Origin of the sequence: Streptomyces sp. CA-251387, assembly GCF_050936625.1 — a bacterium.
Classification (GTDB): domain Bacteria; phylum Actinomycetota; class Actinomycetes; order Streptomycetales; family Streptomycetaceae; genus Streptomyces.
Map to the genome: position 1 here is coordinate 7353575 of NZ_JBNJMJ010000001.1, position 20744 is coordinate 7374318.

Annotated in this window: 17 protein-coding genes and 2 pseudogenes; 8 read left to right on the forward strand and 11 right to left on the reverse strand. The window is 71.9% G+C overall.

What is annotated here, in order from left to right; translation table 11 throughout:
* A complete protein-coding gene (locus ACQEV2_RS32775) occupies positions 1-1254 on the forward strand; it encodes a chorismate mutase (protein WP_433049618.1) in 1254 nt (417 codons plus the stop codon).
* A complete protein-coding gene (locus ACQEV2_RS32780) occupies positions 1251-1859 on the forward strand; it encodes a TetR/AcrR family transcriptional regulator (RefSeq protein WP_433049621.1) in 609 nt (202 codons plus the stop codon). Before ACQEV2_RS32775 ends, ACQEV2_RS32780 begins: the two co-directional genes overlap by 4 nt.
* On the opposite strand, the gene ACQEV2_RS32785 is transcribed toward ACQEV2_RS32780, so the two are convergent.
* From ACQEV2_RS32785 to ACQEV2_RS32800, 4 genes are read right to left on the reverse strand one after another with little or no spacing between them, the layout of a single operon-like run.
* Positions 1800-2852 carry a LysR family transcriptional regulator gene (locus tag ACQEV2_RS32785; protein ID WP_433049624.1) on the reverse strand — a complete coding sequence of 351 codons (1053 nt, stop codon included), beginning with the start codon at positions 2850-2852 and terminating at the stop codon, positions 1800-1802. The two genes, ACQEV2_RS32780 and ACQEV2_RS32785, sit on opposite strands and share 60 nt — an antisense overlap.
* Positions 2849-4411 (reverse strand): MFS transporter, encoded by a 1563-nt coding sequence (locus tag ACQEV2_RS32790; RefSeq protein ID WP_433049627.1) that lies wholly within the window; start codon positions 4409-4411, stop codon positions 2849-2851. Before ACQEV2_RS32790 ends, ACQEV2_RS32785 begins: the two co-directional genes overlap by 4 nt.
* Positions 4408-5097 (reverse strand): O-methyltransferase, encoded by a 690-nt coding sequence (locus ACQEV2_RS32795; RefSeq protein ID WP_433049630.1) that lies wholly within the window; start codon positions 5095-5097, stop codon positions 4408-4410. Before ACQEV2_RS32795 ends, ACQEV2_RS32790 begins: the two co-directional genes overlap by 4 nt.
* Positions 5094-5729: a YczE/YyaS/YitT family protein gene (locus ACQEV2_RS32800; RefSeq protein WP_433049633.1), complete on the reverse strand. Its 636-nt coding sequence runs from the start codon at positions 5727-5729 to the stop codon at positions 5094-5096. The genes ACQEV2_RS32795 and ACQEV2_RS32800 overlap by 4 nt, the downstream gene beginning before the upstream one ends.
* Positions 5730-6008: 279 nt before the next feature.
* On the opposite strand from ACQEV2_RS32800, the gene ACQEV2_RS32805 reads away from it, so the two are divergent.
* Positions 6009-6206, forward strand: coding sequence for a response regulator transcription factor (locus ACQEV2_RS32805; protein ID WP_433049636.1), 198 nt, complete (start codon positions 6009-6011; stop codon positions 6204-6206).
* 72 nt (positions 6207-6278) lie between these two features.
* On the opposite strand, the gene ACQEV2_RS32810 is transcribed toward ACQEV2_RS32805, so the two are convergent.
* The 3 genes from ACQEV2_RS32810 to ACQEV2_RS32820 form a co-directional block, all read right to left on the reverse strand.
* Entirely contained in the window at positions 6279-6884 is a 606-nt protein-coding gene (locus ACQEV2_RS32810) for a TetR/AcrR family transcriptional regulator (protein WP_433049639.1), read from the reverse strand.
* Positions 6885-7013: 129 nt separating this feature from the next.
* Positions 7014-8240 (reverse strand): MFS transporter, encoded by a 1227-nt coding sequence (locus ACQEV2_RS32815; protein ID WP_433049642.1) that lies wholly within the window; start codon positions 8238-8240, stop codon positions 7014-7016.
* A gap of 155 nt (positions 8241-8395) precedes the next feature.
* A complete protein-coding gene (locus tag ACQEV2_RS32820; RefSeq protein WP_433049645.1) occupies positions 8396-9412 on the reverse strand; it encodes a lysylphosphatidylglycerol synthase transmembrane domain-containing protein in 1017 nt (338 codons plus the stop codon).
* Positions 9413-9839: 427 nt separating this feature from the next.
* On the opposite strand from ACQEV2_RS32820, the gene ACQEV2_RS32825 reads away from it, so the two are divergent.
* The gene (locus ACQEV2_RS32825) at positions 9840-11330 is read left to right on the forward strand and encodes a glycoside hydrolase family 3 N-terminal domain-containing protein (protein WP_433049647.1); all 1491 of its coding nucleotides are present in this window, start codon (positions 9840-9842) and stop codon (positions 11328-11330) included.
* 10 nt (positions 11331-11340) lie between these two features.
* Here ACQEV2_RS32825 and ACQEV2_RS32830 read toward each other — a convergent pair whose 3' ends face one another.
* Positions 11341-12561 (reverse strand): glycoside hydrolase 5 family protein, encoded by a 1221-nt coding sequence (locus ACQEV2_RS32830; RefSeq protein ID WP_433054940.1) that lies wholly within the window; start codon positions 12559-12561, stop codon positions 11341-11343.
* Between the two features lie 145 nt (positions 12562-12706).
* On the opposite strand from ACQEV2_RS32830, the gene ACQEV2_RS32835 reads away from it, so the two are divergent.
* Together ACQEV2_RS32835 and ACQEV2_RS32840 are read left to right on the forward strand one after the other, a co-directional pair.
* Positions 12707-13756 carry an N-acetylglucosamine kinase gene (locus ACQEV2_RS32835; protein ID WP_433049650.1) on the forward strand — a complete coding sequence of 350 codons (1050 nt, stop codon included), beginning with the start codon at positions 12707-12709 and terminating at the stop codon, positions 13754-13756.
* 174 nt (positions 13757-13930) lie between these two features.
* Positions 13931-15577, forward strand: a pseudogene (locus ACQEV2_RS32840) (glycoside hydrolase family 3 protein); the annotation flags it as partial.
* Here ACQEV2_RS32840 and ACQEV2_RS32845 read toward each other — a convergent pair.
* Together ACQEV2_RS32845 and ACQEV2_RS32850 are read right to left on the reverse strand one after the other, a co-directional pair.
* Positions 15567-17270 (reverse strand): annotated as a pseudogene (locus ACQEV2_RS32845) (NEW3 domain-containing protein); the annotation flags it as partial. The pseudogenes ACQEV2_RS32840 and ACQEV2_RS32845 sit on opposite strands and share 11 nt — an antisense overlap.
* 107 nt (positions 17271-17377) lie before the next feature.
* Positions 17378-18262 carry a MurR/RpiR family transcriptional regulator gene (locus ACQEV2_RS32850; protein WP_433049653.1) on the reverse strand — a complete coding sequence of 295 codons (885 nt, stop codon included), beginning with the start codon at positions 18260-18262 and terminating at the stop codon, positions 17378-17380.
* A 185-nt stretch (positions 18263-18447) separates the two neighbouring features.
* On the opposite strand from ACQEV2_RS32850, the gene ACQEV2_RS32855 reads away from it, so the two are divergent.
* Together ACQEV2_RS32855 and ACQEV2_RS32860 are read left to right on the forward strand one after the other, a co-directional pair.
* On the forward strand, positions 18448-19212 hold the full coding sequence (locus tag ACQEV2_RS32855) for a sugar isomerase domain-containing protein (protein WP_433049656.1): 765 nt from the start codon (positions 18448-18450) through the stop codon (positions 19210-19212).
* Between the two features lie 111 nt (positions 19213-19323).
* Complete coding sequence (locus ACQEV2_RS32860; protein WP_433049659.1) at positions 19324-19905, forward strand: Rv1733c family protein; 582 nt, start codon at positions 19324-19326, stop codon at positions 19903-19905.
* 71 nt (positions 19906-19976) lie between these two features.
* Here ACQEV2_RS32860 and ACQEV2_RS32865 read toward each other — a convergent pair whose 3' ends face one another.
* Positions 19977-20720, reverse strand: coding sequence for a DUF4142 domain-containing protein (locus tag ACQEV2_RS32865; RefSeq protein ID WP_433049662.1), 744 nt, complete (start codon positions 20718-20720; stop codon positions 19977-19979).
* Between the last annotated feature and the right edge of the window lie 24 nt (positions 20721-20744).

The window sequence follows — 20744 nt, forward strand, 5'->3', positions numbered from 1 at the left end:
ATGAAGCAGCCGGTACAGGACCCGCAGGCGTACCCCGCCACCGGCCGACTCCCGCGCCGGGAACTGAGGTTCGCCTATCTGGGACCGGAGGGGACCTTCACCGAGCGGGCGCTGCGCTCGCTCCCCGAGGCGGCAGGCGCCCGGCTGCTGCCGGCCGCCTCGGCCGCCGAGGCCCTGGCGCTGGCGAGCCGCGGAGACGTGGACGCCGCCATGGTCCCCGTGGGCAACACGGTCGCCGGGATGGTCCCGGAGACGCTGCGCGCGCTGGCCGAGTCACCCGCGCCGGCCGTGGTGCGCGAAGTCGTGCTCGGCATCGAGTTCGCCCTGCTGGTCCGACCCGGCACGCGACTCGACCGGATCCGTACGGTGAGCGGGCATCCGCATGCGCGACGGCAGGTGGGCGGCTGGCTCGACCGCCATGTGCCGCAGGCGCGCTGGGCGTCCGCGCCGTCCAACGCCGAGGCCGCGCGCCGGGTGCGGGACGGGGAGTGCGACGCCGCAGTGGCCGGCGAGTTCACCGCCGCCCGCTACGGCCTGCTGGCCGCCGCCACGGGGATACAGGACACCGGGGGCGCCACCACCCGGTTCCTGCTGTGCGCGCGCTCCGGGCGGCCGAGCCCGCTCGCTGCCGCGCCCGCCGACCGCACCTCGCTGCTCGGGCGGCTCGACAGGCGGCCGGAGGACATCGGCGGCCTGCTGGACGGTCTGCGGCGGCATCCCTTTCTGCGGGCCGTGTCCCTGTACCCCGTGCCCGACGGCAGGGGCGGCTCGCTCCTTTTCGCCAACTGCCCGGGCCGGCTGGACCAGCCGCTCACCGCACGCGCCGTCGGCCTGCTGCGGCTGCGCGTACCGGGGCTGCGATCCCTGGGGTCGTACACCTCGCAGACGGCCTCACCGTACGACCCGTACGCCCCTTGCCACCCCTACGACGTGTGCACCGTGCAGGAACGGAGCAGGACGATGGACACCGACATCACCACCGGGGCGACCGGCCCCGCGGAACCCGCGCCGCAGGACATCGCGCGGCTGCGGCAGCAGATCGACGACCTGGACCGCTCGCTCATCGGAACCCTGAAGCAGCGACTGCGGGCGTCCCGGGAGATTCAGCGCCTGCGCACGGGCCGCGGCGGCTCGCGGGTGGACTCCGGGCGGGAGCACACCGTACGGGGCCGGTACGCCGAGGAACTGGGCCCGGGCGGAGCCGATCTCGCCGACGCGCTGCTCGAGATGTGCCGGGGGCAGTCGTCGCGGTGAACGAAGCCACGAGGACACCGCCCTCGTCCCGTCCACGTCGCGGCCGTGAGTTCGTTCTCGCGGCCGCGACGGCTCTGTTTCACGAGCGCGGCTACGACGCGACGAGCATGAGCGACATCGCCGACCGCCTCGGCGTCACGAAGGGCGCGCTGTACCGCCATGTGAAGAGCAAGGCGGAGCTGCTGCATGCGGTCACGGCGCCGGTACGGGCGACCGTGTCGGCGCTGCTCTCGGCGAGCGTGCCGGCGGACGGCCTGGAGGTGGCGGCCGTGGCTGCACTCCTTCGCGGGCTGGCCGACGCGGCGGCGGACGACCCGGCCGGACACGCCCTGTTCTGGGGAGCCCACGGCCGGCCCGGTGCGGACGGCCCCGACGCCGTCTGCCGTGAGGCGGTGTGCCGGCGGCTCGCCGAACTGCTGGAGGTGGCCGTCGTCCGGGGCGACGTACGGGACGACATCGCACCCCGGCTCGCGGCCAGGCTGCTCCTCGGCGCCGTCGTCGGCTCCGGCGGCCTCCTGGACGGGGCGACGGTGCCGCCGTCGGCCTCAGCCGTGGCCCTGCTGCTCGAGGGGCCGGTCCGGGTTCCGCTCGCCCAGCCCGCCTGAGGTGGCCCGAACCGGACCTCCCTGGGGTGCCTGCCGGGTGAGTGCGGAGCGCACGGCGTGCCTGAGCCACACATGCACCGGCTCGGTGTCGTGCCTCGGGTGCCACGCCTGGCAGATGCTGATGGGCTCGGTCTCGACCGGAAGGTCGAACAGTTCGATGCTCACCGCCCGCTGCGCGCTGGTGGCGAGGGAGCGGGGCATCGCGGTCACGAAGTCACCGGCGGGGATCATCAGCAGGGCCTCGCCGTGGCTCGGCACGGCGGCGACGACATCCCGGCTCAGACCGCGGGCGCGCAGGGCGACATCGATCGGACCCGTCATACGGCCCTTGCGGGAGACACTGATGTGCCGTACCGACGCGAACGCCTCCGCGGTCACCTCGCTGTCGAGAAGAGGATGACCGGTGCGTGCCACGCCCACGAACCGGTCGGCGAAAAGTGGCTCGATCCGCAGCTCGGGGCTGGGTTCGTCGATCATGCCGACCTCGATGTCCACGGCGCCCTCCCGCAGCGGCGCGCTGCCGTGGGAGTTCTCCACGGTGAAGGTGAACCGGGCGAGCGGCACCTCCGCGCTCGCCCGGTTCAGCAGCACCGGCGCCAGGACCGCCGCGTACGCCTCGTCGGCGACGATGGTGAGTGTCCGGTCGACCTGGGTGAGGTCCTCCTGCCGGCTCGGCGTGAGGAGGGACTCCGCCTCCCGCATCAAGGCCCGTACCTTCGGCTGGAGTTCCAGCGCCCTCGGGGTGGGCACCAGACCGCGTCCGGCGCGGACCAGCACGGGGTCGCCGAGGGCGCGGCGGATCTTGGACAGGGCGCGGCTCATCGCGGGCGGCGACAGCGCCAGACGCTCGGCCGCTCCGGTGACGCTGCCCTCCTGGAGCAGGGCGTCCAGGGCCGGCAACAGGCGCATGTCCACGTTCGGGGCGCAGGGGCCCGACAGCCCGTCGGCCCAGTCCCGGTGGCGATCCGGGTCTGCGGCTCCGGTTCCGTTCACTGCTTCTCCCGAGAAGTCGTCCGCTCCGCGTCGTGGGAGCGAAGCCACGCTATGACCAGGAGGGCCGCCACGAGCAGAACGAGGCCGATCACCCGCAACGACTCGGCCATCGAGGCGCTGAACGCCTCGCGCACCTGGGCCTCGAGCCGTACGGCCGTGTCGGAGCCGAACCCCCGCGCACCGTGCAGGGCGGTTCCCAGGGCCTGACCGCCGGCCGAACCGTCCTTCGGATGCCGCAGACCGGCCGGAAGGGCCTCGGTGAACCGCACGTTGAGCAACGTGCCGAAGACGGCGAAACCGAGCGCTCCGCCGATCTCCCGGCTGAAGCTGTTGACGCCGGAGCCGACCCCCGCCTGATGTGCGGGCACGGAGGTGACGACGGCGTTGGACAACGGCGGATTGGACAGCCCCGACCCGATGCCGACCACGACGATGCACCCGGCGTACAGGACGTAGGCGGTCCCGGGACCGCACAGGGAGAACAGCCCCAGTCCGGCGACCACCAGGAGCAGTCCGCAGGCGACGACGGGGCGGGAGCCGTGTCGGTCGGCCAGCCGGGCGGCGCGCGGTGAGACCAGGAAGATCACCACGGCCAGAGGTGCGGTGCCCAGGCCCGCCAGCACCGCCGGATAGTCCTTCACGTTCATCAGGTACTGGCCGTTGAGATAGAACACCGAGTACATCGCGATGAACGAGACGACGATGCCGAGGGTGCCCGCGCGCATTCCGGGGCGGCGGAACACCCGCGGGTCCAACAGCGGTTCGTCGCGGCGCAGTTCGTAGCGGCAGAAGACGACGAGGAACGCCGCGCCGGCGGCGAAGGCCAGCAGTACGGCGGGCGAGGTCCAGCCGAGCTCGGATCCCTCGATGATGCCGAACAGCACACAGAAGACCGTGACGACGAGGAGGAGCACCCCGCCCGTGTCGACGGCGTGGTGATGGCGTTCCACCCGGGGCAGGGACCGCGCGGCCACCACCAGACCGAACGCGGCCAGGGGAGCGGCGACCGCGAACAGGGCCTGCCAGTCGAAGAACTGGAGCACCGCGCCGCCCACGACGTTGCCCGCCACGCCGCCGCCTCCGCTCAGCGCGGTCCACAGCGCGACGGCATGGCCGCGCCGCTCGGGCGGGTAGCAACTGATCAGCAGCGGCAGGCTGTTGGGCAGGATCAGGGCGGCGCCGGCACCGGTCACCGCCCGTGCCGTGAGCAGGAGCGGCACGGTGGGGGAGACGGCGGATCCGAGGGACCCCACGACCATCAGGGCCAGGCCGACGAGCAGGGCACCCTTGCGGCCGAAGCGGTCGCCCAGGGCGCCACTGGGGATCAGCAGACAGCCGAAGACGATGAGATAGCTGTCGACGATCCACAGGACCTGGGTCGGGGTCGGATGGAGCGCGCTGGTGGCCAGCCGGCCGACCGCCAGATTCACGCCGGCGCCCAGCCCGAACACCAGCATGACGCACATCCCGAGCGCGGCCGCGGCCGCGCGGGTGCCGGGACGGTCACCGCCCCGCGCGGCCGTGGACCGCGCGGGGCCGGCCGACGGGGCGGCGGTCATGACGCGTCCTGTTCGGACGGGCCGGTGTAGGTGGAGAGTTCGAGTCCCTGCCCATCGGTGATGCCGAGGGAGACATAGCCGTTGGCGGGATCGCGGACGTGGTCGAGATAGGGGCGGGCGGCGGCCGCGAACTTCTCGGTGTCGTCCGCGTGCACCAGGGCACCGGAACGGAGCCGGGGTTCGGCGGCCCGCAGGACATCGAGATAGAAATCCGCCCAACCGTCCAGATAGAGAAAGTCGATCGGCAGGGAGAACGACGACATCACGTCCACCGCCTCACCGGTGACGACCTCGGCGTGTTCGTCCAGTCCGGCCGCCTTCAGATTGTCCCTGGCGGCGGCGCACTTTCCGGCGTGCAGGTCCACCGTGTACAGCGTTCCCGATCCGTTGTCCCGCAGGGCCGCGGCGATATGGATGGCGGTGAATCCGTACGACGTCCCGAACTCGAAGACGGTTTGCGGCCGTATGGCGCGGACACAGGTGTACAGCATCCGGCCGATGGCCGCCGGCGCGGCGTAGTAGCCGCCGGCGCACGCCGCCACGAGTTCCTCCGGCGTCCAGGGAGTCGCACGCCGCCTGATCTTCTCGAGGAGTTTCGGCTGCTCGATCTCGTCCACGCGCTGCTGTTCGAACGCGATGTGCTCCAGCACGGTTGAAACCTGCGGGGAGAAAAGCGAGGAGGTCATACCCGTACTTCCTTGTAAGGTCCGAAATTCGGAATCCGAAACACCCTGAAATTTGCTCTGATAAGTGGCTGAATAAGCAGGTCGACACCCACCAGGAAACAGATCGTGCCGATTCCCAGCGGGCCGCCCATAAGGAACCCGAAGGTCATGAGGGACGCCTCGATGATTCCTTTCGCGGCCCAGAACGGCCAGCGCCATTTGCTGCTCATGGTGAGGGCGAGCAGATCGATGGCCCGGATGCCGAAGCCGCTCATGATGATGAGAGCGGAACCGTACGCGCAGAGCAGGACCGCGCACACGAGCATTCCGGGTGAGGGAATCGGAAGGCCGTGAGCCGGGTCCGACCAGCGGAGCAGATCGATTGCGCTGCCGCAGAAGAAGAAAGTCAACAACGGGGACAGCAGGGGCCTCGTCCGGGTCCAGGCCGCCACGACGGTCAGGCAGATCGCGGCCACCGTGGCCTGCGAGACGCCCACGGTGACGGGTACGTGCTCCAGCACGCCGAGTGCGAACACGTCCAGAGGGTCGGTGCCGAGGTCGGAGTGGATGAAGAGATAGGCGCCACCGGAGAAGACGAGGCAGCCCGCCAGATAAATTAAGTGATTGTTTCGCCGTTTGCGGTCAATGAGCATCGGCTCACCTCCGAGTTTCACTCTATTAATCCGGAGGTAATTAATCCAGTGCGTTGTGTGCAACGTACACTTTCACGTCGGGCAAGGCAACAACTTCAATGTGCAACCTTTGGCTGTGAGGTAACCCACGTTTGATGGCACGATTGAATCTCGCCCATATAATTGTTGCGCAACGCGGAATCGTTGCCTTGGTGACTGATGACCATTGCATGACAGGGGGAACACATGTCTCGCGTACCGCTTCCCGCACCCGAAGGTTTAGCGCGGAGGTCGGCTTCGATGCTCACGCCACGCGAGTGCCAGGTCCTCAACGGCATCAAGGAGGGACACTCCAACAGGATGGTAGGGAGGGCGCTTGGAATTTCTGAGCGCACCGTAAAGGTTCATTTGCACTCGATCTTCATCAAACTGGGCGCAGCGTCGCGCACCGAGGCCGTCATCGCGGGGATCAGGAGCGGCTGCATCAGCCTGCACTGACCGTTGTATGTGAGTGGCCCCCGGCGCTTTCGCCGGGGGCCACTCACATACAACGATCGGTCGGTCAGCCGGTCAGCCGGCCCGGGTCGACGCCTCGCGGGCGAAGGTGAGCACGAGCCGGGTCGTGGAGTCCACGAGCTCCTTGTCGATGGGGGCGCCGAACACCAGCACCCGGTAGTACAGCGGTCCGAGCAGCAGATCCACCAGGTGGTCGAGGGTCCGGTCGTCGACGATGAGGTCCAGGTCCCGGGCGAGGAGGTCGCGCAGACCGGCCGCGTCGCGTTCGCGCTGCTCCTTCAGGAAGCCTTCCCGCAGGGACGCCGCCGTGTCGCTCTCCAACTGCGCGTGCCCGAGCAGCGCCTGGAGGACCTGGCCGGCCGGCTCCTCGAAGAAGTCGGCCACGCGCCGCAGATGGGCCACGAGGTTCTCCTCGGCGCCGGCGGCTTCGTCCGGCTGCCACTGCAGGGCCTCGCGGGCGTCGTCGATGAGGGTGTCCAGCAGGATGTCGACCTTCGACTTCCACCAGCGGTAGATCGTCTGCTTGGCCACCCCCGCGCGCTGGGCGATGCCCTCGATGGTCAGTCCGGCGAACCCCTTCTCGACGAGGAGATCGTCCGCGGCGTGCAGGACCGCCAGCCGGACGCTCTCGCTGCGGCGTGGGCCGGTCCGGCTGATCACCGTGGTCTGTTCGCAGGACTGGTGTGGCTTCCGCGTGGCGCTGATGGTCCCGTCAACCTTTCGAGTCGTGCGTCTGCTGAGATTCTGGCACAGGGCGCCGGCCGCGAACCGGGGTGCGGCGGCCCCGGATCAGGCGGTCTTCCTGCCGGTGCGCAGCAGGCTGAGCAGGACGCCGAGGGCGAGCGCGGCGACCACCGCACTGAACGTCTCGCCCGCCGGGCGCAGGCTCGTCTCGCGGATCAGGACGCCCACGCCGATCGCGGGCACCGCGAGCATCGAGTACAGGATGGCGAAGAAGGTGGACACCGATGCGCCGCGGTGCTGGGGAGCGCTGCGCGTGGTGATGCTGCCGATGCCATGGCCGACGGCGATGCCCGTCGCCAGCCCGTTGACGGCGGCGCCGACGAGCAGGGGAGCCAGCGTGCCGGTGGCCATCGACAGCGCGATCAGGCCGGCGGCGGCCATCAGCCCCACGCAGGCCGCGGGCAGGGCGGTGGCGGGCTTGAGTGTGCGGACCAGGAGCTGGCCGAAGGCGGTGCAGGTGAAGGCGACGAAGACCACGAGGCCGGTCAGCGCATGGCTGGACTCGTGCAGCACCGTGCCCAGGAACAGGCCGGTCACGGCCGTCAGGACGCCGAGCACCGCGAAGCCCGATCCGGCGGCCATCGCGGAGCGCAGGAAGTCGGAGCGGATCTCGCCCGGCACGTGCAGCGGCTGGAACTGCAGGGAGAAGCCGGACCGGTGCGCGGAGCTCTCCCCGTTCACCAGGACGCCGAGCAGGCCGACGGCGGCCAGGGCCAGCATGACGACCCAGGGGGTGCGCAGCGGGGACGGGGCGAGGTCGGCCAGGATGCCGGCCAGCAGTGTGCCGCAGGCCAGGCCGCCCATGTTCGCGAACAGCGCGACGGTGGCGGGCTTCACGCGGGCGTGCGGACCGAGCCGTTCGGCGAGGGAGGCGGTGGCGGCGCCGGTCACCAGGGCCGCCGAGAAGCCGGAGATGACCCGGGCGACGAGCATGGCCCCGACGTTCTCGGCGAACAGGAAGACGACCGCGGCGCCCACGGACAGCAACGTGGCCGCGATCAGCACCGGGCGGCGGCCGATCTGGTCCGACAGCCGGCCGAAGACCAGCAGTCCGAGGACGACGCCGAGTGCATAGACGGCGAAGACCACGGTCACGGTGAAGGGCGTGAAGCCGAACTCCTCGCCGTAGAGCGGGTAGAGGGGCGTGGGCGCCGTGGTGCCCGCCATGGTGATCCATAAGGCGAAGGCCACGCTGAACACGGCGAGCCCGCCGCCCTTCACCCTCTCTGGTGCGCTGGTCCGGTCCAGGGGACGGACGGTCGGGTTCCCCACTGCTGTGGCCTCTCGTGAGCGAATGCGGACGACGGACGCATGATCGGAGCAAGACTGACCGTTGCGTCTATTCAAGAGACTAGACTAGTCGTCGCGTCTATTCAATGGGGTGTGCGGCGGCATGGGGCCCGAGAGGGGCGCCGGCCGCCGCCGACTCAGAGGATCTTGCGCTGAACCAGGATCGACAGCACGAGCGCGCCCGGCAGCAGAGGCACCCACACCGTCAGGACCCGATAGCCGATGACGGTGGCCGCGGCGAGACCCATCGGGGCGCCGAACGTGACCATCGTGAAGACCAGGGCCGCGTCCACGGGGCCGATGCCGCCGGGTGCGGGCACGGCGCCCACCGCGGTGCTGGCGAGGAGCAGGGCGAGGGTCACCTGGGTCCAGGACAGCGGGAGGCCGAGGGCGAAGCCGACCGAAGCGATCACGCTCGCCTGGAGCAGCGGGGTGGCGGCGGCCCCGCCCCACAGGGCGAGGACGCGACTGGGGCGGGTGTGCAGGATCCGTGCGTCGGTCAGGGCGCTGCGGACGAAGCAGACGAGAGGGCGCCGCAGCGGTCGTACGGCCGTCGCGAGGGTGCCCGCCGTGGCGAGGGCGACCGTCACGCCCACGGCGACCAGGAGCAATGTCCGCTTGTTCGGGACGAGTTCGCCCAGGTGCAGCAGCTCGGGGAAGGCCACCAGGAAGCCGAGCAGTACCACCGTCTTCGCGATCGGCTTGACCAGTGAGTACAGGGCGAGCGATGCGGTGCCCCGGGCCAGGGGTATGCCCTGGCCCTGCAGGAAGCGCAGGGTGACGGCATGAGCGCCGATGCTCGCCGGCAGCACGTGGTTCGCCGCGCCGGCCGCGAACTGCGACGCGAGGAGCAGCCCCGGCGGCAGCCGCTCCGGTATGGCCCCTTGGCGGACGACGGCGGCCGCCACCCAGCCCATGCAGGTGAAGAAGAGACCGGCGAGCAGCCACCAGGGGTCGGCGGAGGCGAGCCGCGTGGCCCCGTCGAGGAAGGCGCGCCAGTCGGCCGCGGCCCATGCCCCGATCAGCAGGAGCGGCAGCAGGGTCAGCGCGTGGCGGGTGAGGCGGGCGGGGGAGAAGGAGGTGCGGGCCGCGGGGGCGGGAGCGGGCGCGGCGGGCAGCGGTCCGGGGAGATCGCTGAGGGGGAGCGAGGACACAGCGCAGTCGTCCTTCCGCGTCACACCCGCGTGGACGCGGGGCGGACGGCTAGAGGGCGAGGCAGGAGGGGACGACGAAAACGTGCCCGTCCGGCGTGACGAAGCGGTGTCCTTAAGCCGAAGCGGCGTTGGCGGGCGAGCGACGTGAGCGGGGTGCGCGCGGCGGTGAGTCTGTGGGCGGGGGCGGGCGTCGTTTCGGGCGGCGCCCGGCGCTGCGGGCCGTGCCCACCCTCCCCATCGCCCTGCGGAACGACTGCCCACGGCGGCCGCCACGCGATGAGGGCAGACGGTAGGGCTGGGGTGAACGTCGCGCAACCGGATTTTCCGCCGGGTGGCCGGACGGTCATGACCGTCCCACCGCGAGCTGCTGAATCAGTCAACCACCGGAAGGTTGACTTTCGGCTGATCGAGCCAGAGCATTGCGGGGGTGAGCCACTTCGAGCACGTCTCTCTCCGGTCGGCTGCCGCACTCCCCGCCGATCTGGACGAAGCCGCCCACCGCTGTCTCGTCGCCGGATTCGACGGGGCCACGACCGTGCCGGACACCCTCAAGGGGCTCATCGACCGCGGCCTCGGCGGGGTCATCCTGTTCACCCGCAACGTCCGCGACGCGGAGCAGGTGCGCCGCCTCACGGACGAGCTGCGGGCCATACGCCCGGACCTCCTCGTCGCCATCGACAACGAGGGCGGCGGCATCGGCCACCTGGTGAGCGCCGGCGCCCCGCAGGTCCCCGGCTCCTACGCCCTCGGCGTCGTCGACGACCCGAACCTCACCGCCCGCTGCGCCGACGCCCTCGCCGGGCATCTGGCCGGCCTCGGCATCACCGCCTCCTACGCCCCCGTGGCCGACCTCCAGCACCGGCCGGACAACCCCATCGTGCGGACCCGTTCCTTCGGCGCCGATCCCGGGCTCGCCGCCCGCCACCTGCGCGCCTGGATCACCGCCACCGAGGCCCGCGGCATAGCCTCCTGCGCCAAGCACTTCCCCGGCCACGGCGGCACCGTCACCGACAGCCACCACGGCATGGCGGTCGACCCACGGCCGTACGACGAGCTGCGCGCCGACCTCGAACCGTTCCGCGCGGCCGTCGCCGCGGGCGTGCCGATGCTGATGAGCGCCCATGTCGTGTTCCCGGCGCTCGACCCCAACCGCCCCGCCACCCTCAGCCGCCGCATCCTCGGCGACCTGCTCCGGCACGACCTCGGCTTCGACGGCGTCCTCGTCAGCGACGCGCTGGAGATGAAGGCGATCGCCGACGCGTACGGCGAGGCAGCCGGCGCGCGCATCGCCCTCGCCGCCGGCGCCGACCAGGTCATCGTCGCCGTGGGCGACCTGGACGTCACCCTGGCCTGCCGGGACGCGGTGCTCGACGCGCTGCGGACCGGCCTGCTCGCCCAGGAGCGCGTCGAGGAGGCCGCGGGGCGGGTACGGCGGCTCGCCGCACGCTATGCCACCCCGCCCGGCGAGGTGTCCGCATGGGAAGCGGAGGCGGGTCTCACGGCCGCGCGGCGCGCCGTACGCAGCCGGGGCGTACCGCCCGCCGTGCGCGGCGCCCATGTCGTCGACCTGTTCCCGCCGCCGCACCCCGCGCTCAACTGGGGCGGCGAGGACCTGCTGACCGAGGTGCGCGCCGTCGACCCCACGGCGACGGGAACGGCGGTCACCGGGGAGTGCGGCGCGGACCCGGACGCCCTCGTCGACGGAATCCTGCGCCACTGCGGGACCGCGCCCCTGGTCGTCGCCACGTGCGACGCCGGGCTGCATCCCTGGCAGGCGCGGCTGCGGGACGCCCTGCTGGCCCGGCGTCCGGACGCGGTTCGGCTGGACACCGGGCTGCCGGAGGGCGGTGCGCTGTGCTCGTACGGGCGGGGGCGGGTGAACCTGCGGGCCGTCGCCGAGGCGCTGGCCGGCGTCTGAGGAGGAGTGCTCAGGACGCCCGTACGACCTCCTTGATCCCCCGCGCCGCCAGGTACTCCGCGTCCTGCGCCCGCGCGGCCAGGACCACCGCCGGGCGAACCCCTTCCGTCCGCAACCGCATCCACGCCTCGAAGTACGCGCCGCCCGGCCCGGACACCGACCGGGTGCCCGGTGTGCAGTCCAGGACCAGGGCGGTGTCGCGCGGGGGTGCGGAGCGGTTCGCCTTGCGCAGGTCGGCCACCGTCTCGGCGAGTGCCTCGGCGATCGCCTTGGGGCGGTCGGAGGAGTCGAACAGGCCCAGCGTGTACTCCAGTTCCGGGAAGTCGGCCAGCGACCGGTCCACGTCGTGGGAGCACCACCAGGTCACGCCCCACAGCCCGGCGCACTCGGCCGCGTTCCGTACGGTGGCGTGCTCGAAGTCCGGCGCGTCGGCGGCCGGGATGTGCGGTTCGGGCGCGCCCGTCTCCTGGACCCAGACCGGGCGGGCGGGGTCGGTGGCGTACGCCTTGGCCAGCTCGGTGCCGTACTCGGCGAGGTGGTGGACCTGCGGCGAGCGGGGGCCGTAGCGGCGGGCGCAGTCGGCGGAGAACACCCAGGGGTGGACGGTGGTCAGATCGCCCTTGCGGGCCGAGGCCTCGGGCGTGAAGGGGTGGTCGTCGCCGTACCAGGCGGCGTCGTACGCGGAGTGCGTGACCAGGCCGCCGCCCGTGCCGAGCCCGTCCCGGGCGGCGGCCAGCAGGGTGTCGAGGTAGTGGTCGACCTCGTCCGCCGTCACCGGGTTGTGCTCGACCAGGTTGTTGAGCTCGTTGCCGAGTTGGAGGCCGATCAGGTTGGGGCGGCCCGCGAGGGCACGGCCCAGGGTGCGCAGAAGGGTGGCCTGGGCGTCGATGGCCTCCGGGTCCGTGAAGACGTTGCGGTGGTGCCAGCCGCGCGTCCACTCCGGGTAGAAGTCGAAGCTCGACAGATGGCCCTGCACGCCGTCCACGAGGACGTCGAGACCTGCCTCGCCGGCCAGGTCGACGAGGTGGGCGAGCTGGTCGACGGCGGCGGTGCGGACGAGGGTGCGGTTGGGCTGGAGGAGCGGCCAGAGGTGGAAGACGCGGACGTGGTCGAGGCCGAGGCCCGCTATCTGGTCGAGGTCGGCACGCGCGCGTGCGGGGTCGAAGTCGTGCCAGGAGTGGAACCAGCCGTGGCGGGGCGTGTAGTTGACGCCGAAGCGGAGCGGGTGGATGGGATCCTCCTCGGGTCGGGCCTGCCCTCGGGCGGGGCCGGCTCTTGTCCGGCTGTTGTCCGGCTGACTCCGGCTGTTGTCCGGCACTTGTCGGCTCTCGTCGGGCTCTTGTCCATCGCGAATGTATCAACCACCATGGTTGCTGATGAATAGTGATTTGAACCAGGATTCGGCCGGGCGGGCCCCGGCGTACGTCGTCGGCCTGGACGCCGGCGGCACCCGTACCCGCGCCGTCCTGGCGCCCCTGCGCGACGGCGATCCCGAGGGTGAGGGCGTCGGCGGTCCGGGCAACGCCCTGACCGTGCCCGGCGCGCAGCTCACCGAGCACCTCGCCGAAGCGCTCGCACGCGCCGTCCCGGAAGCGCTGCGCAGCCGTGTCGTGGCCGTGGCGGGCGGGTTCGCGGGCGCGTCGCGGACCGCTCCGGACGAGCCGGGCCGCGTCAAGGCGCACGCCGCGCTCACCGTCGCGCTGAGCCGGCTGGGCATCGGCGCCGCCTCGGTCGAGATCCACAGCGACATCGAGGCCGCGTTCGCCTCCGCACCGGGCCATCCCGCCGACGGGCTCGCCCTGGTGGCGGGCACCGGCGCGGTCGCGGCGCGCATCACCGCACGCGCGTGCACCACGACCGCCGGCGGCGACGGCTGGCTGCTCGGCGACGACGGCGGCGGCTTCTGGATCGGACGCGAGGCGGTACGGGTGGCGCTGCGCATGGCGGACGGGCGGGGCGGGCCTACGGCGCTGGCCGCTTCGGTCGGGCGGGCGCTGGGCGTGCCGGAAGACGTCCTGCCGGGTGACGCTCCGGGGCCGTACGCCGACGGGCCCTGGACGCCGTACGGCGAAAGGTCCTGGACGCGGGCCCGGCGCGAGGCCTACCGCATGCACGTCCTCCCCGCCGTCATGCAGCGGCCGCCGGTCGCGCTGGCCGAGTTCGCACCGCTGGTCGCCGAGGCCGCCCGGCACCAGGACACCGTCGCCGCGGGGATCCTCGACACGGCCGCCGACCACCTCACCGGCACCGTCCGCGTCCTCGAACCCCGGCCGGGCGAGCGCATCGTCGTCACCGGCGGACTGCTCGGCCCCGACGGTCCGCTCACCGACCCCCTGGCCGCCCGGCTCCAGCCCCTCGGGCTCACCCTCGACTGGGTCGCGGACGGCTCCCGCGGTGCGGTGGCTCTCGCACGCCTCGCCGTCTGAACGCACCCGACAGCTCGAACGAAAGGGACCGGCCGCATGCCGACTCCGGACTACGCGGCCACCGAGGCCGGGCCCCAGCTCCTCGGCGACGGAGGCAGCGACGAAGGCACCCACCTGCTCTACCGCGACCCCACCGCGCCCGTCGACGCCCGCGTCCGCGACCTGCTGGCCCGCATGACCCTGGGTGAGAAAGTCGGCCAGCTCAACCAGCGGATGTACGGCTGGAACGCCTACCGCCGCACCCCCGACGGCGGCTTCGAACTCACCGAGGCCCTGTACGCCGAGACCGACCGCTTCGAAGGGCTCGGCGCCCTCTACGGACTCCAGCGCGCCGACGCCTGGTCCGGCGTGGACCACGGCGACGGCCCCGGCGCCGAGGACGGCGCGGCTCTCGCCGAGCTGGTGCAGCGGCATGTCGTGGAGCGCAGCCGGCTCGGCATACCCGCGCTGTTCGTCGAGGAGGTGCCGCACGGGCTCATGGCCCTCGACGGCACGGTCCTGCCCGTCAATCTGGCCGTGGGCGCCACCTGGGACCCCGAGCTGTACGAGCGTGCCGCAGCGCATGCCGCCGCCGAACTGCGCGCCCGCGGCGGCCATGTCGCCCTGGTCTCCGCCCTCGACATCGCCCGTGACCCCCGGTGGGGACGGACGGAGGAGTGCTTCGGCGAGGATCCGTACCTGGCCGCCCGGCTGACGGAGGCGGTGGTCCAGGGCATGCAGGGCGACCCGTGCGAGGGCTTCGCCGCCGACAAGGCCCCCGTCGTCCTCAAGCACTTCTCCGGCCAGGGGGCCACCGTCGGGGGCCGCAACTCGGCCGAGTCCGAGCTCGGTCGGCGTGAGCTGCACGAGATCCACCTTCCGGCCGCCCGTGCGGGAGTCCGTGCCGGCGCCGCCGCGGTCATGGCCGCGTACAACGAGATCGACGGGATGCCGTGCTCCGGCAATCGCGCCCTGCTCACCGAACTCCTGCGGGAGGACTGGGGCTTCGAGGGGCTCGTCATGGCGGACGGCCTCGCCGTGGACCGGTTGGCCCGGATCACCGGTGACAAGGTGTCCGCGGGTGCGCTCGCGCTCAACTCCGGTGTCGATCTGAGCCTTTGGGACGAGGGCTTCACGCATCTGGAGGAGGCGGTCGAAGGGGGGCTGGTGAGCGAAGAGGCTCTCGACACCGCCGTGGCCAGGGTCCTGCGGCTCAAGTTCCGTCTGGGGCTGTTCGACCGGAGGCACGTCACGACTTCGCCGCCGACCGGTGGGAGAGACGTCAGCAGCGCACTCGCCCGGGGCGCCGTCACGCTGCTCCGCAACGACGGCATACTGCTGATCCCGGGCTCCGTCTCCCGTATCGCCGTACTGGGGCCCCAATCGGCCACCACCGCCCACCAGTCGGGCGACTACACGGCCCCGCAACGCCCCGGCACGGGCACGAGCGTCCTCGACGCCCTGCGCACGCTCGCCCCGCCCGGCGTCGACATCCGGTACGCCCGCGGCTGCGCCCTCACGGGCGGCGACCTCTCCGGCATCCCCGAGGCCGTCGCCGCGGCCGCCGCCTCCGACCTGGCCGTGCTCGTCCTGGGTGGCAGCAGCGCCCGCACGCCGGACACCGACTTCGCGGCCAACGGAGCCGCGCTGACCGCGGTGTCCGAGATGACCTGCGGCGAGGGCGCCGACCTTGCGGGGCTGCGGCTCGGCGCCGCCCAGTACGCGCTCCTGGACGCCGTCGTCGCAACCGGGACGCCGACGACGGTCGTGCTGATCCAGGGCCGCCCGCACGTCGTGCCCGACAAGGCGGGAGCACTGCTCAGCGCCTGGTACGGAGTTCCCCGTCCTCCCGTACGGCGGGCAGCGGCAGCCCGGTGTCGTCCAGCGGGACCAGTCCCGGGTCCGCGACCGCCAGTACGTCCCGGCGCTCCCAGGTCGCCGCGTTGAAGACCACCAAGTCCGATGTACCGCCCGGCAGTTGAGCGACCCTGCGGGCCAGGGCGTCGGTCGCGTCGGCGTGCACCGTCCCGGCGAGGTCGTACAACTCCCGCCAGCCGGTGAGCAGGTCGATGTAGACCTGGTCGGACTCCGAGCCGGTGATGGCGTCGTGGTGGGCGCCGTAGACCAGCTGCCGCCAGGCCTTGTCGAGCGCCGCGTCCGGATACGGATGCCCGGTCACCAGCGAGGCGAGCGTCGCCCAGGCCTCCGCGTCGGCGAGCAGCGTCTCGCCGTACCGCTGCGCCTGCTTGGTGTCGATGTAGGAGACGTCCTTGCCGGTGTAGATCGGGTTCATGTCCCGCGTCTGCGGCGACGCCTTGCGGCCCTCCGCCGCCAGCTGCGCGCGTACGGCCGCGAAGAAGTCCCGGGGGATGCCGCTGATGAAGCGCGGCCAGACATAGCGGGCGTTCCAGTCCCGGTGGATGTCCATCACCCAGCGGCACGGCGGCGCGTAGTCACCGCCGACCGGCAGCAGCACATTGCGGGTGAGCGCGACCTGCTTCAGCCCCTTGAACAGCTTGAACGCGGCCGCCTCCGCCTCGGGCAGGGTGGGCGCGTTGTCGATCGCCCAGCCGGCGCCGTAGTGATTGACCATGTAAGCGGTCAGCAGCCCACGCCCGGACGGGGCGATCCAGCTGAACTCCGCCGGGAACTGCATCCGGTTCGGGTCGCGCGGCTCCTCGCCGAAGACGGAGAGGGTCGGTCCCCACTGGTGGAACGGGCCGCGCGCCCACGAGCTGGAGCTGACCCCGGCGTCCGCCATCAGCCCCGGGAACTGCGGATCGTGCCCGAACGCGTCCAGTTGCCAGGCGGTCTCCGGGGACGCCCCGATGATCCCGCGCTGGAAGCCGTCGCCGTACAGGGCGTTGCGTACGGTCGCCTCGGCGCCGGTGAGGTTGGTGTTCGGCTCGTTGTAGGTGCCGCCCATGATCTCGACGCGGCCGGTGCGGATCAGCTGGCGCAGGAAGGCACGCTCCTCGGGGAAGGCGGCCCAGTAGGGCTTGAGGTAGTCGACCTCCGCGAGCACGAAGGTGTACGCCGGGTCGCGCCGGGCCAGATCGCAGTGGGCGCGGACGAGACTCATGCCGGACTGGCCCCGCGAGTCGAAGGTGCGGGCGGGCAGGCCGGTCGTGGCGGGGTCGTCGGCGACGTCCCAGGTCTCGGTGTAGGCGGCCTGGGTGTTCCACCAGACGGGGTCGTAGTGGAAGTGGCTGACCATGAACATGGTCCAGCCGGGCTCGGCGACCGTGAACGCGGCGGAGTGCTCCGCGGACCGGGCCGGGTCGCCGGTGTCCTCGGCCGTGACCCTGATGTGCGTGCGGTCGCCGGGGGCGAGGTCGGTCGTCACCGGTATCTCGGCCCGTACGGTGCCGTCGTCCCCCGTGGTCGCCTCGGCGGCGCCGTGGACACCCGGCCCCTCGGCGGTGAGGTGGACCCTCCGGCCGGGAGTGTGCCCGATCCCGACGGCCAGCACCTGCTGCGGATGGTCCTCGGTGCCGACGAAGAGCTCGGTCGACTCGACAGAGATGACGCGCATGGGGCTCCTACGAGTGCTCGTGGGGAGCCCCATCCTGACCGAGGAGTTGGTTCAAACAACCATCTGTATTCCGCTTCGGTGGTTCATCCATGCAGTCCGGGTCAGGCTCAGCGTGCGCGGCGCGACTTCACCGCGTGCTGCGGGGTGATGTGGTCGGTCAGCGCCAGCGAGGCGCTCGCGCGCTGGTAGGTGAGCTGGGCGACCCGGACGTACAGGCAGTCGACGAGCATCAGGACCGAGTGCCGGCTGCTGATGCTCTCGGCGCGGAAGCTGGTCTCCGCGGATGACGAGATGAGCCGGATGTCGGCGGCCCGGGACAGCGGCGAGCGCGGGTCGGTGGTGAGGGCGACGGTGGTGGCGCCGCGCTCCTTGGCCATCTCGAACGGTTCTAGGGTCTCGCGGGTCGCCCCGGAGTGGGAGATGCCGATCGCCACGTCCGCCGGGGTGAGCAGGGCCGCGGAGGTCGCCGCCGCGTGCACCTCGGTCCAGCCGCGGACCGAGCAGCCGATGCGGAACAGCCGGGTCTCCGTCTCCTGCGCCACGGCGCCGCTGCCGCCGACGCCGTAGACGTCGATGCGCCGGGCGCGGGCCAGGGCCTGGGCGGCGCGCTCGATCGCCTCGAGGTCGATCCGGTCGATGGTCTGCTGGATGGCCCGCAGGTCCGCGGTGCCGACGACCTGCACGACGCGTTCCAGGCTGTCGTCGGGGGAGATATCCGGGCCGATCTCGGCGGTGCCCCAGTCGGAGACCTCGCCGCGGCCGCGTTCCTGGGCCAGCTCGATCAGCAGATGCTGGTAGGAGTCGAGCCCGATGGCGCGGCAGAAGCGGGTCACCGTCGCCTGGGAGGTGCCGGTGCGGCGGCCCAGCTCGGCGGCCGAGCAGTGGGTGACGGCGGCCGGATCCTCCAGGATCAGCTCGCCGACCTTCCTCAGGGAACCGGCCAGTCGGGGCAGCTCGGTGCGGATCAGTGTGGTGACGTCCGTCGGGGGCATGGGAGAGAAGGTACCAGCCACCATTACCCGCGCAGATTGAATACCAGGACCGATGCCAAGGCCGCTACCAAGAGCGATACCAGGACCGAGGTGGCGGCTCATTGCCCCTGCCATCCACGTTGTGATTTATTGATTCACTGACGAAGTAGCGTGAGGTGGTTCAATCCACCAGTGGGGAGTGACCCGTGTCCGACGAGTCCGTGAGCGCCCGGCGCTTCGCACGCGAGAGCATGGCCGTCCTCGACCGCCTGACCGGGGCCGTCGGCGACGACGTGGCACGTGCCGCCGAGCTGATCGCCGACTGCGTGCGTGCGGACGGTGTGATCCAGGCCTTCGGCACCGGCCACTCCCAGGCCATCGTCCTCGAACTCGCCGGGCGAGCAGGCGGGTTGGTGCCGACGAACCGGCTGAGCATCGCCGACCTCGTCCTGTACGGCGGCGAGTCCCCGAGCGTCCTCGACGACCCGCTCCTGGAGCGCCGGGCCGGGGTCGCGGCCCGGATCTACGACCTCGCCGCACCGCGCCCCGAGGACCTCTTCGTGGTGATCTCCAACTCCGGCGTCAACAACGTCATCGTGGAAATGGCCCTGCATGCCAAGGAACACGGCCACCGCGTCCTCGCCCTCACCTCCCTGACCCACACCCGCGCCGTCCCGGCCGGACACGCGAGCGGCAAGAAGCTCGCCGACCTCGCCGACGTCGTCCTCGACAACCGGGCTCCGCGCGGCGACGCGCTGCTGGAGCTCCCGGAGGGCGGGGCGGTCTGTGCCCTGTCCACGCTGACCGGCGTGATGCTCGTCCAGATGGCCGTGGCCGAGGCCTCCGCCCTGCTCCTCGCCGCCGGGGAACGCCCGCCGGTGTACGTCTCGGCCAATGTGCCGGGCGGCTTCGAGGGCAACCTGGAACTGGAGAAGCGGTACGCCGGGCGGATCCGGCGCACCGCGAGCTGATCACGCCTCGGCGGGCGACGAATCCTCCCGGGTGACTTGGGCGGGGGTGCGGCCCGCCGTAGGTGGCGCACACTGGAATACAAGGCCGTCGGTGCTCAAGGGGGTGTCGGCATGGCTGCGTCAAGGTGCACGAGGGTGCGGCTATGGCGGTGGCGGCGCAGCCCGCTGAGGCGGCGCAGTGACGTCGTCGAGGCGTGGGTCGTGCTGTGCGGGTGGCTGTTCGCGCTGGTCGGTGCCCTGTTCGCGGGGCTGGTGGCGGCGGACGCGGTCGTGCACTCCGCCGAGGAGCAGCGGGCCGAGAGTCGCAAGGTGACGGCCGTACTCGTGAAGGACGCGGAGGATCCGGGGGCCTCGCGCGTCACCACCGACCATCTCGTGTGGGCCACCGTCCGCTGGACCGACCCGGACGGCACGACCCGCACGGACCAGGCACGCGTGCCGCCCAAGACGCACGCCGGCAGCAAGGTCGACGTGTGGACGGACCGGAACGGCGGCGTCGTCAACGAGCCGTTGTCCGAGTCCGAGATCCTGCTGCATTCCGTCGCCGGAGGCGTGCTGGCCGCCGGGGGCGCGGGCGGCGTCGTCCTCGGGTGCGCCTGGGCGGTGCGGCTGGGGCTGGAGCGGCGCCGGATGGAGCAGTGGGCAGCGGAGTGGGAGCGGATGGACACGCCGTGGGGGTGGAAGACGGGTTGATACGGCACCCGCCGCCCTGCTGAGCCGAAGCGCTGAGGCGGGCGACGGGTGCCGTACTGCTGCGTGCTGCGTCAGCCGGCCGACGGGCTCGGTGCCGGGGATGCCGTGTTGAGGTCCTCCAGGCCCTTCGGGATGTTGAGGACGAGGACCGGCGTGCCCGGCTGGGGCGGCGGCGGGGTCGTCTGGTCCTTGGGCAGCTTCGGCGGTGTCGTCTGCTGGAAGTTGTTTGCGTCGAAGTTCACCAGGCCGGTCTTCTCCAGGACCGTCATGTGGTCGAGCACCGTGTCGTTCGCCTGGTCGGCCAGTTGACGGACCAGGGTGTTCTGTGTGGTGGCCCGGATCTTCGCGACGACCGGGAAGATCTGGCCGTGCGTCACCCGCATGATGGCGGTTGCGGTGGAGTCGAACTCCTGACCGGTCTTGGAGTCCGCGGTCGCCACGAACTGCTGCTGCTGCGGGCTCGCCTGGTTGGGCAGGGTGATGCCCAGCTCGGGCGCGATCTTGCGGCAGGTCGCGTCGAGTCGGCCATGACCGACGACCAGGTGCTCCCCGGCCTCCTTCATGGCCGCCGTCGTGCCCTTCTGCATCGCGATCAGCCCCAGCGGGTGCTCCCACAGGCCCGCCGCGCGGACCTTCACGACGAAGTCTCGGTCGGCCTCGGTCAGCGGGCCGTAGCGGGTGTTGGCGATGACGCGGTCCTGCGACGCGGACGTGGTCTCCACGCCGAGCATGGCGGGATAGGCGAGGGCGGACAGGGTGAGGACGAGGGCGCCTCCCACGAAGACGGTGCCAACCATGCGGCGCGAGATGGGCATCGTGACTCCTGACGTGAACGGCTC

Bases quoted from the DNA above. Each gene is read 5' to 3' on its own strand.
- ACQEV2_RS32775 (WP_433049618.1), top strand. From the start codon at position 1: ATGAAGCAGCCGGTACAGGACCCGCAGGCGTACCCCGCCACCGGCCGA.
- ACQEV2_RS32790 (WP_433049627.1), bottom strand. From the start codon at position 4,411: ATGACCGCCGCCCCGTCGGCCGGCCCCGCGCGGTCCACGGCCGCGCGG.
- ACQEV2_RS32795 (WP_433049630.1), bottom strand. From the start codon at position 5,097: ATGACCTCCTCGCTTTTCTCCCCGCAGGTTTCAACCGTGCTGGAGCAC.
- ACQEV2_RS32800 (WP_433049633.1), bottom strand. From the start codon at position 5,729: ATGCTCATTGACCGCAAACGGCGAAACAATCACTTAATTTATCTGGCG.
- ACQEV2_RS32805 (WP_433049636.1), top strand. From the start codon at position 6,009: ATGCTCACGCCACGCGAGTGCCAGGTCCTCAACGGCATCAAGGAGGGA.
- ACQEV2_RS32835 (WP_433049650.1), top strand. From the start codon at position 12,707: ATGAATAGTGATTTGAACCAGGATTCGGCCGGGCGGGCCCCGGCGTAC.
- ACQEV2_RS32850 (WP_433049653.1), bottom strand. From the start codon at position 18,262: ATGCCCCCGACGGACGTCACCACACTGATCCGCACCGAGCTGCCCCGA.
- ACQEV2_RS32860 (WP_433049659.1), top strand. From the start codon at position 19,324: ATGGCTGCGTCAAGGTGCACGAGGGTGCGGCTATGGCGGTGGCGGCGC.
- ACQEV2_RS32865 (WP_433049662.1), bottom strand. From the start codon at position 20,720: ATGCCCATCTCGCGCCGCATGGTTGGCACCGTCTTCGTGGGAGGCGCC.